General features: G+C 72.5%; 14 protein-coding genes. 7 read left to right on the top strand and 7 right to left on the bottom strand.

Annotated elements, in window-relative coordinates:
- The first annotated feature begins 32 nt into the window (after positions 1-32).
- Both BJ979_RS02915 and BJ979_RS02920 read left to right on the top strand, forming a co-directional pair.
- A complete protein-coding gene (locus BJ979_RS02915) occupies positions 33-704 on the top strand; it encodes a response regulator transcription factor (RefSeq protein ID WP_179569956.1) in 672 nt (223 codons plus the stop codon).
- Entirely contained in the window at positions 701-2,461 is a 1,761-nt protein-coding gene (locus tag BJ979_RS02920; RefSeq protein WP_179565014.1) for a hypothetical protein, read from the top strand. Before BJ979_RS02915 ends, BJ979_RS02920 begins: the two co-directional genes overlap by 4 nt.
- 187 nt (positions 2,462-2,648) lie before the next feature.
- Here the strand turns inward: BJ979_RS02920 and BJ979_RS02925 are convergent, their stop codons facing one another.
- The 5 genes from BJ979_RS02925 to BJ979_RS02945 form a co-directional block, all read right to left on the bottom strand.
- Positions 2,649-3,596, bottom strand: a complete 948-nt coding sequence (locus BJ979_RS02925) for a sensor histidine kinase (protein WP_179565016.1) — start codon at positions 3,594-3,596, stop codon at positions 2,649-2,651.
- A 43-nt stretch (positions 3,597-3,639) separates the two neighbouring features.
- Positions 3,640-3,963, bottom strand: coding sequence for a hypothetical protein (locus BJ979_RS02930; RefSeq protein WP_179565018.1), 324 nt, complete (start codon positions 3,961-3,963; stop codon positions 3,640-3,642).
- A gap of 547 nt (positions 3,964-4,510) precedes the next feature.
- Complete coding sequence (locus BJ979_RS02935) at positions 4,511-4,903, bottom strand: fluoride efflux transporter FluC (RefSeq protein WP_179565020.1); 393 nt, start codon at positions 4,901-4,903, stop codon at positions 4,511-4,513.
- Entirely contained in the window at positions 4,900-5,487 is a 588-nt protein-coding gene (locus BJ979_RS02940) for a fluoride efflux transporter FluC (RefSeq protein ID WP_343046578.1), read from the bottom strand. Before BJ979_RS02940 ends, BJ979_RS02935 begins: the two co-directional genes overlap by 4 nt.
- Before the next feature lie 515 nt (positions 5,488-6,002).
- A complete protein-coding gene (locus BJ979_RS02945) occupies positions 6,003-6,497 on the bottom strand; it encodes a DoxX family protein (protein WP_343046579.1) in 495 nt (164 codons plus the stop codon).
- Positions 6,498-6,568: 71 nt separating this feature from the next.
- Between BJ979_RS02945 and BJ979_RS02950 the strand changes: the two genes are divergently transcribed.
- Positions 6,569-7,528 (top strand): aminoglycoside phosphotransferase/kinase family protein, encoded by a 960-nt coding sequence (locus tag BJ979_RS02950; RefSeq protein WP_218853424.1) that lies wholly within the window; start codon positions 6,569-6,571, stop codon positions 7,526-7,528.
- Between the two features lie 52 nt (positions 7,529-7,580).
- Here the strand turns inward: BJ979_RS02950 and BJ979_RS02955 are convergent, their stop codons facing one another.
- Both BJ979_RS02955 and BJ979_RS02960 read right to left on the bottom strand, forming a co-directional pair.
- On the bottom strand, positions 7,581-8,240 hold the full coding sequence (locus BJ979_RS02955; RefSeq protein ID WP_179565022.1) for a hypothetical protein: 660 nt from the start codon (positions 8,238-8,240) through the stop codon (positions 7,581-7,583).
- A 139-nt stretch (positions 8,241-8,379) separates the two neighbouring features.
- A complete protein-coding gene (locus tag BJ979_RS02960; protein WP_179565024.1) occupies positions 8,380-10,167 on the bottom strand; it encodes an alkaline phosphatase family protein in 1,788 nt (595 codons plus the stop codon).
- 312 nt (positions 10,168-10,479) lie between these two features.
- Here BJ979_RS02960 and BJ979_RS02965 point away from each other — a divergent pair, with 312 nt between their 5' ends.
- Genes BJ979_RS02965 through BJ979_RS02980 form a run of 4 tightly spaced genes read left to right on the top strand, consistent with a single transcriptional unit; the run spans position 10,480 to position 14,267 of the window.
- Positions 10,480-11,121 carry an ABC transporter permease gene (locus tag BJ979_RS02965; RefSeq protein ID WP_179565026.1) on the top strand — a complete coding sequence of 214 codons (642 nt, stop codon included), beginning with the start codon at positions 10,480-10,482 and terminating at the stop codon, positions 11,119-11,121.
- Complete coding sequence (locus BJ979_RS02970; protein WP_179565034.1) at positions 11,114-12,442, top strand: ABC transporter ATP-binding protein; 1,329 nt, start codon at positions 11,114-11,116, stop codon at positions 12,440-12,442. Before BJ979_RS02965 ends, BJ979_RS02970 begins: the two co-directional genes overlap by 8 nt.
- Positions 12,439-13,197, top strand: a complete 759-nt coding sequence (locus tag BJ979_RS02975) for an ABC transporter permease (RefSeq protein WP_141162415.1) — start codon at positions 12,439-12,441, stop codon at positions 13,195-13,197. The genes BJ979_RS02970 and BJ979_RS02975 overlap by 4 nt, the downstream gene beginning before the upstream one ends.
- Complete coding sequence (locus BJ979_RS02980) at positions 13,197-14,267, top strand: glycine betaine ABC transporter substrate-binding protein (RefSeq protein ID WP_179565036.1); 1,071 nt, start codon at positions 13,197-13,199, stop codon at positions 14,265-14,267. The genes BJ979_RS02975 and BJ979_RS02980 overlap by 1 nt, the downstream gene beginning before the upstream one ends.
- The last annotated feature ends 3 nt before the right edge of the window (positions 14,268-14,270 follow it).

The following is a 14,270-nucleotide window of genomic DNA, read 5'->3' on the forward strand; positions in this document are numbered from 1 at the left end:
CGCACGGCGGCTGAAGGGGATGCGTGGCATCGATGCGGGTGGCGATCGCCGACGACGGCACGCTGTTCCGCGAGGGTCTCGTCATGCTGCTCGGCGCGGCAGGGCACGAGGTCGTCGCCGCGCATGACGACGGCGACCAGCTGCTGGCGACGCTGGGCGAGCAGCAGGTCGACATCGCCGTGCTCGACATCCGCATGCCACCCGGTGAAGAGGGCGGACTCTCGACCGCGACCCGCATCCGCGCGCTGCATCCGCGGGTCGGACTGCTGCTGCTGTCGCACTACGCGGAATCGCACTACCTGCGCACCATGCTCGCGATCGGCACCGAGGGCATCGGCTATCGCCTCAAAGAGCGCATCGCCGGCGTGCAGATGCTCAACGACACCCTCGAGCGCATCCTCGCCCGCGAGATCGTCATCGAGCCGGTGCTCGCGTCGCGGCTCGTCGAGATCGGCGAGCACCGCGACGTCGCGATCAGCGGCCTCGGCGAGCGCGAGCTCGACGTGCTGCGGCTCATGGCCGAGGGGCGCGCGAACCGCTCGATCGCCGAAGAGCTCTTCGTCTCGGTGAAAGCGGTCGAGAAGCACGTCGCGTCGCTGTTCGTGAAGCTCGGCATCCCCGCCGACGCCACGATGCACCACCGCCGGGTGCTCGCGGTGCTCACCTACCTGCAGGCGCAGAAGGTCGACGGCGGCGGACGATGACCGATCCGGCACCGCGCGAGGTGGCGGAGGTGCTCGCGACGACACCACGCGACGCACTGCTCTGGGCGCTGCTCGAGAACCTGGCCAGAGGCATCGCCGCCCCCGACGGCGCCCTGCCGCAGGTGCGGCTGCTGCGCCGCTTCGACGACGGCCACCACCAGCAGGTCGCGGCCTGGCCGGATGACGGCGCCCCGGCCGCGCACGGCGAGGCCGACGAGCATCCCGTTCACGGGGTGGGCGTGCTCGAGATCCGCCCGCCCGCCGACCTCGGCGGCGCGCGTCGCCGTCGACTGCTCGACGAGACGTGCGTCTGGCTCGCCGCGACCGTGCGCGCCGCTCGCGCCATGCGCACGCTCGACCGCGCCCGGCGCGACGCCGAGCAGCGGGAGAAGGAGGCCGAGCGGGCCGAGGTGCGCGCCGCGCGGGTGCGCGAGGGCGAGCGGATCCGGCTGGTCGAGACGATCACGACCGCGACCGTGCACGACCTCGCGGCGCTGCGCGCGCTGCTCGCGAAGCCGGCGGATGCGGTCGAGTGGCCCGCCATCCACGCCTCAGCCGAGCAGCTCATCGCCGACCTGCGCGACGCCGTGCGCGGGGTGTTCCCGGCGATGCTGCCCGACCGCGGCGCCGAGGAGACCCTGCGCGAACTGGCGGCGGCGCTGCCGGTGCCGATCGATGTGACCGGCGGGCTGGGCCGCCGGGCCGGCTGGGACATCGAGTCGGGCTTCTACCACGCGGTCGCCGGCACGCTCACGGCCGTCGCCCGGATGGGCGGACGGATGAGCCTGCGGCTGCGTCGAGCCGACGCGCTCGTCGCCCGGATCGGCAGCGCGCAGCCGGTCGACGCGGCCCACCTGACCCATGCGCTGACAGTGGATGCCGAGCGCATCGCCTCGCTCGGCGGCGCGCTCGTGGTGCGCGAGGTCGGCGAGGCCGTCGAGGTGGAGGTGACGATGCCCGACCGCAGCGAGGTGACGTCGCTGCCGATCGGCAACCGGCAGATCGAGGCTCGGCCCGTGCACGGCCGGGTCGGCACTCTCGTCGAGGTCGCCGGGCTGCCCGCCGACGAGCTCGAGGCGTGCCGTGACGCGCTCGCCGCGCCGGTGACGCTGCTCGTCGTGCAGGGTCCGCTCCCGGCGCCGATGCCCGGGGTGCAGACGGTGCTGTGCGACGCGGCGCCCGACACGGCGCTCGCGGCCGAGATCCGCGACCGCGACGGCCGCTGGGGCGTCATCGACGCCGTCGTCTGCGCGCTCACGCCGCGACCGGGCTTCGCGGCGGGACTCGGCGCGGGCCAGCTGCTGTTCCGCGACGGCGTCGCGCCCGCCGAGGCCGTCGCGGCGCTCGCGGCCCGCGCACCCGTGCTCGCCGCGCGTCGCGTGCTCGAGCGTCTCGCGACACGGGCCGCCGCCGAGGACTCCGCCGCGCTGCGCTGGCAGATCGACGAGCTGCGCGCCGGCGCGCACGAGCTGGCCGAGGACGCGCTGCTCGACGACGTCGCCCGCGGGCGGGCCCCCGACATCGTCGACGCCGCCGCGGCACGGCTCGCCGGCGCCGACGGCGGCGAGGCGCACGTGCGACTCGGGCTGCCCGCCGACGCCGACCCCGACCAGCTGCACACCGAGGCGCTCGCGGCGCTCGCCCGCTGGCAGCAGGTCGTGGCGACACCGGGCGGCGCCGCGCGCCGCCGGGCCGCCGAGGTGCTCGAGCGCAGCGCGGCCGGTCTGGTCGCGCGCTCGACGCTCACCTCCCGCTAGTCGGAGCCTTCGCCGGCGCGGGAGCCGGGCCGGCGGCGCTGAGGTTGCAAATACTGGGCCATCGGCGCGGATACTGGCTGGTCGGCGTTGCGGGGACGCCCGCGGGCGCGGTGCCCTGAGTGGCCAGTATCCGCGTCTGTCGTCAGGGTCCGCACCGTCGGACGACCTGGCGGGCCGGCGGGCGCGCTCAGTACGGCACGGCGGCGATGACGCGGGTGCCCTCGCCGGGCGCCGAGTGCACCTCGAGCGTGCCGGCGATCGCCCGGATGCGGTCGGCGAGGTACGCGAGCCCGCCCACGCCATCCCCGACCACGAAGCCCGGGCCGTCGTCGCGCACCTCGACGCGCGCCCGGCCGTGATCCAGTCGGGCCTCGACCAGGACGCGGGCGCCCGGCGCGTGCTTGTGCGCATTGCTGACGGCCTCGAGCGCCAGGTAGTACAGCGCCGACTCGACGGCGGGCATGAGGCGGGGGATGTCGGCATCCACCTCGACGTCGGCTCCGGCGAGCGCACGGAGAGCGCCCTGCAGCCCGGAGGTCGCGAGTACCTTCGGCAGCACGCCGCGCGCCGTCGCGATCAGCAGCTCCTCCGCCGCGTCGAGCTGCGTGCCGAGCGCGGCGAGCCGCGCATCCGCATCGGGTTCGTTCTGCAGGTGGTCTCCGAGCGCGATCGCCATGCGCAGCGCCACGAGGTGATGCTGCGCGCCGTCGTGCAGGTCGCGCTCGAGGCGACGGCGCTCGTGCTCCATGTCGGCCGACGCGCGCCAGCGCACATCGTCGATGCGGCGCGCCGCCTCCTGCTGCCGGCGCCGGGCGTGCCAGGTCGCATCCTCGGCCGCGTAGGGCGTGAGCAGCACAAGCAGCGGCTGCCACCCGGTCGGCGACGGCATCGCGTGCGCCGGAGCGACGGTCGCGACGATGTCGGGATCGGTGCCGAGCACGAGCGTCGTGACCTCGCCGTGCTGCTGCGGATCGTGCGCGCCCCAGCTGAGCGCCTTCGTGCCAAGGCTCAGCTCGAGGCGCGACGCGCCGATCGCCTCCGCCGCGATCGCGACCAGCGTCGAGGGCGGCGGCGGGGTGTCGGAGACGGCGAGCGCCGCCGTCAGCGCAGCGCCGATCCGGTCTTCGACACGCATGCCGCGACGCTAGCAGTGCCGCGGCGCGCGAGGGAGAGGGCCGTCAGATGCCGAGCTCGTCGAGCGCATCCTCGACGGTCTCGAGCTCGCGCGAAGGCTCCTCGCCGTCTTCGGGCACGATGAGCACGCCGAAGCCGTCATCCACCGGCACGATGAGCCCGACGACCTCGTCGTCGACGACGACCTCGAGCACGACGTCGTCGCGGCCGCCGTCGAGCGTGAACGGCACGGCCTCGTCGTCGCCGGACTTCGCCTCGAACGGTTCCTCGCGCTCGGGAGCCCGCAGCAGCACATCGGTGCCGCGGTGGTCGATCTCGAACGCGGACTGGACGGCCGCCTCCACGAATGCGTCATCCAGGTCGGTCATTCCCCCAGCTTCTCGCGTGCCGGCTCGCCGCCGCCACTCCGCCGCCGCGCCCCGCGTGGCGCGCCCGGGTGGCGCGCACGCATCCACCGTCCGGCCTCCGCGCACGCCGCCCGGCGCACACCGTCCGCGCGCCATGTGCACGGAAGCGGCTGAGCGGCACCATCGAGCACCATTGCGGCTCGGCCACCCTTCTGACCCGCCTCCGTGCACGAGAAGCTCCGCTAACGTGACCCTCCCCGCCGCCGGCGACGCCGATACTGGCGACCCGCAGCGCCGAGTTCGCGGGCGCCGCCGCCCCGCCGACCGGACAGTATCCGCAGCACGATCGCAGCGATCGGGGGCAGCCGTTTCGGATCAGCGACCCGACCGAGCCGCCCAGAAACCCGACCACCCCGCACATCCGAGACCCCCGACGCCGATACTGCTCATCCGCGGCGCTGTGGTCGCGGGCGGCATCGCCCCGACGCCTGGGCAGTATCCGCGTCACGACACTCGGCCGGCCGACGCGCGTTCGTCTGGCCGACCCCGCGCACCGGACGCCCGCGGCTCAGACCAGGCGGCCGACCACGATGCCGAGCACGCCGGCCGCGACGGCGACCACGAGCATCCCGAGTCCGTTGAGCGTCGCCGCGATCCAGCGCCGCGCCTGCAGCAGCCGCACGGTCTCGAAGCTCGCGGTGCTGAACGTCGTGTAGCCGCCCATGAGCCCGGTGCCGAGCGCGCTGACGAGCAGGGCCGGCGCGGCGTTCGCCTCGGCGAGACCGGCGAGCAGGCCGAGGATGAACGACCCCGTCACGTTGATCACGAGCGTTCCGACGGGGAACGTCGCGAGGCGGGGGCTGCGCGCGCTGCGTCCGCGGATGAGTCCGTCGAGCGCGAGGCGGGCGGCGGCGCCGAGTCCGCCGCAGAGGGCGACGACGAGCACGGTCACGACGGTCATGCGCCGGCCTCCTCGGCGTCGGCGTCAGCGGAGGCCCCGGGCGAACCCGGCGACCGAGCCGCACCCGACGAGCCCGCCGCATCCACCGCCCGCACGATCCGCCGAGCCAGCAGGATGCCGCCGAGCGACGCGAGCGCCCCGAGCAGCAGCGTCGCGAGCGGGTAGAGCAGTCCGAGCAGCGCGTCCCCGCCGAGCAGCAGCTTGGCGCTGTCGGCGGCGAGCGCCGAGTAGGTCGTGTAGCCGCCGAGCACGCCGGTTCCGACGAGCAGGCGCACGCTGCGGCGGCGGCCCTCGTCGGGTCCGCGGCGGGCGAGTCCCTCGAGTAGCGCTCCGAGGATGAGCGCTCCGCTGAGGTTGATGAGCAGGATGCTGACCGGCAGCCCGCCCGGACGCGGCAGCGCCAGATCGATCAGCTCCCGCACGAGCGTGGCGACGGTGCCGCCCGCGATCACCAGCAGCAGCGAGGTGGGGCGCAGGTGCACCGGAAGCGAGCGTCCGGTGGCGAGTTCCACCGCATCCGTGTCGGGGTCGAGCGGAAGCTCGGGCGCGGTGTCGGGGCGGTAGATGTCGGGGCGGTCGTTCACGGGTCTCCCATCTGCAGGCACGTCGAAGTGCCGAGACAGGGACTGTTGTCGCACCAGGTGCGAGGTTCGGTTCCGGTGAGCCCCACCGCCGCAGCGCCGACCGGGAGGGCCGAGCGCCGCGTGCAGTCTGCCACAGGGCGGTCGGTGGATGCGCGCCGCGGGCGCTCGAGTGGGCCGGGCCGGTCACCGCGCGTCAGGGTCGGCTCCGGCCCCGCTCCGCCGCGCCGCTCCGCCGCGCCGCACCGGCGCCGCGGCCCGATGGCCGCACACGTGTCTGCCGTTTCGGATGCCGGACTCGCCCGAGTCCCGGGGACGCCCGACGTTCTTGTGCATCCGAAACCACGAACACACCGCCGCGACGAGCGCCCGCCACCGCACAGCGTCGGTACGTCGGGGGCGCCGCCCACCATCGCGACGCGGAGCACCTGCTGAGCCGACGCTGTGCGCAGGGCTGCAGCCGAGACCGGGGCCGCGGCCGGATGTGCGCCGCCGTGCCGCCTCCCCTCAACCGCTTTTCAGCGGCGCGTCGACCAGAGCGCCCAGGCGATGAGCAGCGGCTGACCGAGCAGGCGCAGCGCGCGCTTGTCGTCGGTGTCGAGCCCGAAGCCGTCGCGCCGGTTCACCCACTGGGCGACATTTCCGGGGAACACCGCCGCGAAGAACAGCGCCGCCACCACTCCGAGCCGGCGTCGATCGCGCCGTCCTCGGCCGAGCACGGCGAGCGCCCCACCGAGCCCGATCTCGGCGATGCCCGACATGAGCACGACCTGGTCTTCGCTGAAGCCGGTCGCCTCCGTCACCCCGCGAGGCACCTGCGCGCGGAAGTCGCGGCGCGCGAACGTCAGGTGCCCGATCCCGGCGCCGACCAGCGCGACCCCGAGGGCGACGCGCGCCAGCCGGCGGATCCCGCTCGGACGCTCGGCGATCTCGACGCCGTCCAGCTCCTCACCCGTCTCGTCGCGGTCTCGTGCGTCGCCGTTCGTCCGGTCGTGGTTTCTTGCGCGCGCCATGCCGCCACCATCCGTCACCGAATGGATGCCCGGCTCGCCTTCCCAGCCGTCGCCCCGGTTACGCTCGCCAGATGATCGACGGGGATCGCGAGCCGGACACGGGCGAGGCGGATATCGACCTCGACGCCGGAGTCGAGCCGCACGCCGATGCCGGGGCCGGAGCTGGGGCCGGAGCACGGGCCGGAGCACGCGCCGATGCCCCGCTCGAGCAGCCGCTCGCCGGCGGCAACGCGAGCGCCGGCGTCGTGCGCGTCGGCGACACCGTGCGCAAGCCCTGGCTCGCCGCCACCCCGGCCGTGCACGCCTACCTCGCCCTGCTCGCTGAGCGCGATCCCGAGCTGCCGCTGCCCCGCGCCCACGGCCGCGACGCCGCCGGACGCCAGGTGCTCGACTTCGTGCCCGGCACCCCCGCCCTCGAACTGCCGCCCTTCGACACCGCGACGCTGCGGATGGTCGGTGCGCTGATCCGCCGCATCCACGACGCCAGCCCGACTCCGGACGAATGGATGCGGGCCGCACGCCCGCCCTTCGCGACGCCCCTGCTGCCGACCCCGGTCGCGGCGAGTGCCTCCGGCGAGCCCGACCTCATCGGGCACCACGACCTCGCCCCGTGGAACCTCGTCGTCGACACCGGCACCGACACGGCCACCGCGCCGACCCGCCTGACCTTCATCGACTGGGACGGCGCGGGCCCGACGACCCGCGCGTGGGAGCTCGCCTACGCCCTCCCCGCCTTCGCCTTCGCGCACGCCGACGCCGATCCGCGCGAGGTCGCCGGGCGGGTGCGCGACCTCTGGCACGGCTACACCGAGCCCGACGCCGCCGCCTTCGACCCCGCCGACCTCCGCCCCCGCACACTCGCGCTGCTCGCTCGCCGCGCCGAGGCCATGCACGACCACCTCCGCGCCAGCCACGCGGCCGGCGTCGAGCCCTGGGCGACGATGTTCACCGCCGGCCACGGCGCCCACTGGCGCGGTGTCGCCGACTTCCTCGCCGCTCACCCGTGCGTGTGGATGCGCGCCCTCACCTAGTCGATTGCCGGGGCAGGCCGATCGTGCCGCCTAGGGTTTCGATACTCCGAAGCTACTTCGCCTGAACTTGAATTCGTGCCGGGCCTGACGACGACCCGAGCATCGAATCAGGAAGCGTCTGCGTCACAACCACCCAATCAAGGTGAGATCCGTCGTCCGCATCGATTGCTATCCCCTTTTCGTCGACAATCGTCCGAAAGTCCGCGTCGACCGCGGTCACAACGACGTCGCGGTAGCCGAAATCATCGAGGACCTCCAGAGATCGTCGAAGAGTCAGCCCCTCGGTGTCGGGCCAGGTTTCGCATCGGTAGTGGAAGCAGTTAACAGTCGTACCGTCCCCGGATGTCGCTGTCTCAACTTCGTCGTCGCCGTAGCCGCGATCCCACCGGATTTGGCTGACGAAGGCGCCAGCCAGGACCACAGCGACGCCGAGACCGACCACCCCCGTCGCGAATGGCAGCCAGCGCTTGGGGCCCCGCGCCGACGAGCCGACCGAACGTCGTGGGAAGAGTCCAACGAGTAGCGGTATCGCGGTCACAGCCGCGAACAGAAGTCCGACGAGGCCGATCGGAATTACCCCGCCCGCGAACCCGGCGAAGGCCATCCAAATACCAAGGGCACCGATCCCCACCACGGCGACCCATCGCACAGCGGCAGCGAAGCCTGATTTGATCCGGTTCAGCGAACCGCGCCGTCGATTCGGATTCGTCATGCCGGAATCGATCTCGCGAGGGACCGTCGATTCACGGGATCAACATAGGCGCGAGCGGTCGATTCGAAACTCCTAGCCGCCTGTCGACACGCCGATCTAGCCCGGGCGTCGCAGCAGGCTCGTTGTCGCAGCCCCGAACTCAGTCCCGCGCCCCGAACAGCTGCTCGCCGTGCTTATGCAGCACGTCGTAGGCGTCGGCGAAGGTGTCGGGCACCGCCGCCTGGGGCTCGTACTTCGCGAGCAGCAGTCCGATCAGGCTGCGGGCCGGTGCGGTGAGCGGATGCGCGGCGTGCTCCCCGGTGGGCCGCGCCCGCGGCTTCCGCTCGGGGTTCGCAGGCACGTACACCGGCGTGACGTCCGGCCAGAGCGCCGGCTGGCGCGGGGTGGTCAGGTTGACGACGTTCCGCATGCTCGTGGCCTCGGCGTCGCGGTGGGTGAGCGGCTCGAGCCCGTGCTGCTCGCAGATCGTCTTCACGAGCGAGCCGTGGTGCATCTCGTCGTTGATGACGCTGCCGGCGCGCGTGTAGGCCGAGATCGCGATCGCCGGAACCCGGCCGCCGAGCCGGTCGAAAGTGAAGTCCCACTCCCCCGCGACCGGCTCGCCCGACGGCGGGGTCGCGGCGGGCGGCGGCACGTGGTCGTAGATGCCGCCGTGCTCGTCGAAAGTCGCGAGCAGCAGGGTGTTGAGCGCGTTCGAGCCTGTCGTCGACGACCCGGCGCGCACCGCGCCGTAGACCTCGGCGAGCAGCGCCTCGCCGGCCCGCATGTCCGACGTGGCGACGTCGTACGACTCCTCGCCGGGCAGGTGCGGGTAGCGCACGCGGTTCTGCGGCGGATGCATGTCGTTGTGGTCGAAGACCATGCGCGGCTCGATGAAGGCGTAGCCGGGCAGCTTTCCCGTGCGCGCATCCTCGTGGAACTGCTCCATGCTGCGGAAGTTGCTCTTCCAGTACTTCTCGAGCACCGGCGCGTGCAGCATCCCCGTCAGCGACACCACCTGGTCGGCGTCGTAGTAGACGCGCCAGCTCCTGCCCGCCTCCTCGAGGCGGTTGAAGATCGTCTCGCCATGGCTGGCATCCAGCCACTTCTGCTGCCCGCCGTTCTCGGCGTTCGTGACGAAGCCATGGGATGTGCTGGCGTGGAAGAAGGCGCGGTTGCAGAAGGTCTGCGACGGCACCGCGCAGTGCCAGTGGTCGTAGACGGCGAAGCTGCGGGCGAGGGTCGAGAGCACGGGCAGCATCTCGGGAGCGAAGCCGCCCATGACCGGCCGGTACTGCTCAGGGGTCGGTTCGGCGCCGCGCTCGAGGCGGTAGTTGACGACGTAGTCGTGCACGAAGCCCGACATATCGGGTCGAGCCGTCGACGCATCCGCGGGGGCGTTGTACGGCGCCGTGTAGCCGTTCTCGGCGGGGCGCTCGTTCGACGGCGGATCGACGACGCCGAACCACTGAGTGTTGACGTGCGCATAGAACTCGCCGGGGTCGGGGTCGGGCTGCGACATCACCCAGTCGGTCGACCCCTCGTAGACGTGCGCCTCGACGCGGGTGCCGTCGGGGTGCACGTTGACGTGCTCGCCCTGCTGCAGCCCCTCGAAGCGCTGCCCGCGCGGGGCTCCATCGGGATAGAGGCGGCCGAGGATGTGGTCGAAGCTGCGGTTCTCGAACATCAGCACGACGACATGGTCGAATCCCGGCTCGGGGCGGGCCTTCAGCGGAGTGAAGCCGTACACGTCGTCGGGGTCGTCGCCCGCGCCGAAGCGGCCCTGCGCCGCGGCGATCGCCCCGGCCGCGCCCGCGGCGCCGATCGCGGCTCCGGCGACGCCGATGCCGGCCCGACGGAGGAAGCGCCGGCGCGAGGTCGCGCTGTCGTCCGCCGCGCCCGCGGCTGGCGTCGCATCCCGCGCTGACTGGTCGTTGTCGTCCGCCACGGCCCCACTCTAGGCAGGACGGCCGTCGTTCCCAGGAGTTACGCATGTTCGCCGCGCCAGGCATCCGTGACCTGGGGTTTCCGAAATCCGAGAACGAACGGTCTACCCGACATCGCGTACCCCGAAGAGAGTCGAGGGCCGCTCCGGTCGCTACGGTCGAATAGCCCGCGGCTCACCCCCGCGGAGATTCGACGGCACCGCCGAGAGGCGCCACCACCACGGCCGATACCCCGGTCGCACCTGTGCCGTCGGGAGCTTTCACGAGCCACGACATACGGAACCCGACACGGAACGGACGGCGCGATCGCCACGATGTGGGATTACATCTCGACCCGACTCGACGCCATCGGTTTCTCGGCCTGGCAGCACCTCTCTCTCGTCGTGCAGTGCCTCGTGCTCGCCGTCGTCATCGCGGTCGTGATCGCCGCACTCGTCTACCGCAGCCCCGCGCTGACCTCGGTCGCGAACAGCGTCTCGGCGATCGGCCTCACGATCCCCGCCTTCGCGCTCGTCGGCCTGATGATCGCTCCCTTCGGCTTCGGCGTGACGCCGGCGGTCGTGGTCGTGACCTTCTTCGCCGTGCTGCCCGTGCTGCGTAACGCGATCGTCGGGCTCGGCGGCGTCGATCCCTCGCTCGTCGAGTCGGCCCGCGGCATCGGCATGAGCCGCATGCGCACCTTCCTGCGGGTCGAGCTGCCGATGGCCTGGCCGGTCATCCTCGGCGGCATCCGCGTCTCCGCCCAGATGATCATGGGCATCGCCGCCGTGGCCGCCTACGTGCTCGGCCCCGGCATGGGCGGCTTCATCTTCTCCGGCCTGTCGCGTCTCGGCGGCGCCGGAGCGACCGAGTCGATCGTCGTCGGCGTCGTCGGCGTCGTGCTGCTGGCGCTCGTGCTCGACCTGCTTCTCGTCGGCCTGGGCCGACTGACCACCCCGAGAGGAATCCGTGTCTGATACGACCACGACGATCGAGCAGCCCTCCGCCGAGGTGAGCGGGCGCCCCATCCGGCTCGACGACGTCACGAAGCGCTACCCGGGGCAGACCAAGCCCGCCGTCGACGGCATCACGCTCGAGATCCCGGCCGGCAAGGTCGTCATGTTCGTCGGCCCCTCCGGCTGCGGCAAGACGACGACCCTGAAGATGATCAACCGGCTCATCGAGCCGACGAACGGCCGCATCGTGCTCGGCGACGAGGATGTGACGGCGATCGACGGCGACGAGCTGCGTCGCCGCATCGGCTACGTCATCCAGGCCGGCGGTCTCTTCCCGCACATGACCGTCGCGACGAACATCGGCCTCGTGCCGAAGATGCTCGGCTGGTCGAAGGAGCGCATCGCGGCGCGAGTGGATGAGCTGCTCGACCTCGTCTCGCTCGACCCCGACACCTACCGCGACCGCTACCCGCGCGAGCTCTCCGGCGGTCAGCAGCAGCGCGTCGGCGTGGCCCGCGCCCTCGCCGCCGACCCGCCCGTGCTGCTGATGGACGAGCCCTTCGGCGCCGTCGACCCGATCACGCGTCAGCGTCTGCAGGACGAGCTGATCCGCATCCAGGAGGAAGTGCAGAAGACGATGGTCATCGTCACGCACGACTTCGACGAGGCCGTGAAGCTCGGCGACTGGATCGTGGTGTTCGAAGAGGGCGCGCGCATCGTGCAGTACGACACCCCCGAGCGCATCCTCGCCGAGCCGGCGAACGAGTTCGTCGAGAACTTCATCGGCTCGGGCGCCGGCCTGAAGCAGCTCACGCTGCGCCGCGTGCGCGAGGTGGATGTGGCCGACGCGGTCGTCGTGAAGCCCGGCACCACCGGCAAGGACGCGCTGCAGCAGGCCGAGAACGCCGGTCACGGCCACGTCGTGGTCGTCGATGACCGCGAGCGCCCGCTGCAGTGGCTCTCGCGCCGCCAGCTGGCCCGCATCGACGTGATCGACTCGCGCCTCGACCCGGCGCTGCCGGTCGTGTCGGCCGCCGCGACGCTCAACGACGCGCTCGACACGATGCTCGTCACGAGCGTCGGCGCCGCCCTGGTCACCGGGCGCCGCGAGCGCTTCGAGGGCGTCATCGACGTCGAGACGGTCATGGAGGCGATCCGGGATGCGCGCGCGAACGCCGCGAACTCCGAGGGCGCGCCCGTCGGCATGAACTCCGGCTCGATCGGGCTGACCCCGTCGCTCATCGCGGCCGGCGAGGCGGCGCAGGCCGCGCACGCGGCCGACGACGCCGAACCCGCCGACACCGCTGCGGCCGACGACACCGAGCGAGGCGCCGCCGGATGACCGACACCGCCACCCGCGTCGAGTCCAGCCGGAAGAGCGGCTGGCGCTCGCTGATCATCCAGATCGTCGCGATCCTCGCCGTGCTCGCCGCGGTGTGCATCTGGATCGCCGTCGCCCCGCTCAGCGCGACCGAGCGCGGCACCCTCGCGCCCGCCGCGCTCTGGAACTCGACCGTGCAGCACCTCTCGCTGACCTTCGTGTCGGGCGTGATCGTGCTCGTCATCGCGATCCCGCTCGGTGTGCTGCTCACCCGCAAGCCGCTGCGCAAGGCGGCCGGCCCGATCCTCGCGATCGCGAACTTCGGCCAGGCCGCGCCGGCGATCGGCCTCGTCGTGCTGCTCTCGGTGTTCATCAGCTCGGGCTACTGGGCGTCGATCACCGCGCTCGTGCTCTACGCGGCGCTGCCGGTGCTGCGCAACACGATGCTCGGCATCCGCGCCGTCGACCAGCGCCTCATCGAGGCCGGCCGCGGCATGGGGATGAGCGCCGTGGCGGTGCTGTTCCGCGTCGAGCTGCCGCTGGCCGTGCCGGTCATGCTCTCGGGCGTGCGAACCGCGCTCGTGCTGCTCGTCGGCACCGCCACCCTGGCCGCCTTCGTCAACGGCGGCGGGCTCGGCCTGCTGATCACGACGGGCGTCAGCCTCTACCTCTACACCGTGCTTCTCGCCGGCGCCGTCATCGTCGCGCTGCTCGCCCTCGTCGTCGACTGGGCCGGCCGCGTCGTCGAGCACGTCGCCCGACCGAAGGGACTGTGATGCGCACCCGCACCCGCACCAGCACCCGCGCCGCCGCTCGCCCCCGCACCGCGCGCCCCGCCGCATCCACCTCGGCCCGTCTGCGCCGCCGCGGCATCGCGGCCGGCGCGCTGGCCGCGGCCGCGCTCGTCGCGCTGACCGGATGCGGCCTGCAGTCGGCCGCCGCCTACGCGCCCGACGCGGCGCCCGGCTCGATCAAGAAGATCGACGGACTGCCCGCCGATGCCACGATCACGGTCACGTCGAAGAACTTCACCGAGCAGCTCGTGCTCGGCAAGATCGCCGTGATCTCGGCCAAGGCCGCCGGCTTCCAGGTCGTCGACAAGACGAACGTGCCCGGCAGCGTTCCGGTGCGGCAGCTGATGCTCGCGCACGACGCCGACATGACGTGGGAGTACACCGGCACCGCCTGGCTGACCTTCCTCGGTCACGAGCAGGGCATCCCCGACAAGCAGGAGCAGTACGACGCCGTGCGCAAGGCGGATGCGAAGTCGGGCCTGACCTGGCTGCCGCCCGCGCCGCTGAACAACACCTACGCCCTCGCGGTGCGATCGGAGGCGGTGGAGGAGCTCGGCGTGACCAAGCTCAGCGACATCGCGAAGCTGCCGGTCGACCAGCGCACGATCTGCGTCGAGTCGGAGTTCAACTCGCGCAGCGACGGCCTCACGCCGATGCTGAAGAAGTACGGCCTCGAGCGCGGCGCCGCCGACGGCGTGCCCGACTCGAACATCAAGATCTACGACACCGGCGCCGTCTACACGGCCACCGACAAGGGCGCGGCCTGCAACTTCGGCGAGGTCTACACGACCGACGGCCGCATCAAGAGCCTCGACCTCACCGTGCTCGAGGATGACAAGAAGTTCTTCCCGGCCTACAACGTCGCCCCGGTGCTGCAGACGGCGACGCTGAAGAAGTACCCGCAGCTCGAGAAGGTGTTCGAGCAGATCAGCCCGAAGCTCACCGACGAGACCCTGCAGGAGCTCAACCTGCGCGTCGACGAGGGCGGCGAGGATCCGGGCGACGTCGCCTTCGACTTCCTCAAGAAGAACGGCTTCGTCACGGAACCCTGATCG

It is taken from the genome of Schumannella luteola (assembly GCF_013408685.1).
Classification (GTDB): domain Bacteria; phylum Actinomycetota; class Actinomycetes; order Actinomycetales; family Microbacteriaceae; genus Schumannella; species Schumannella luteola.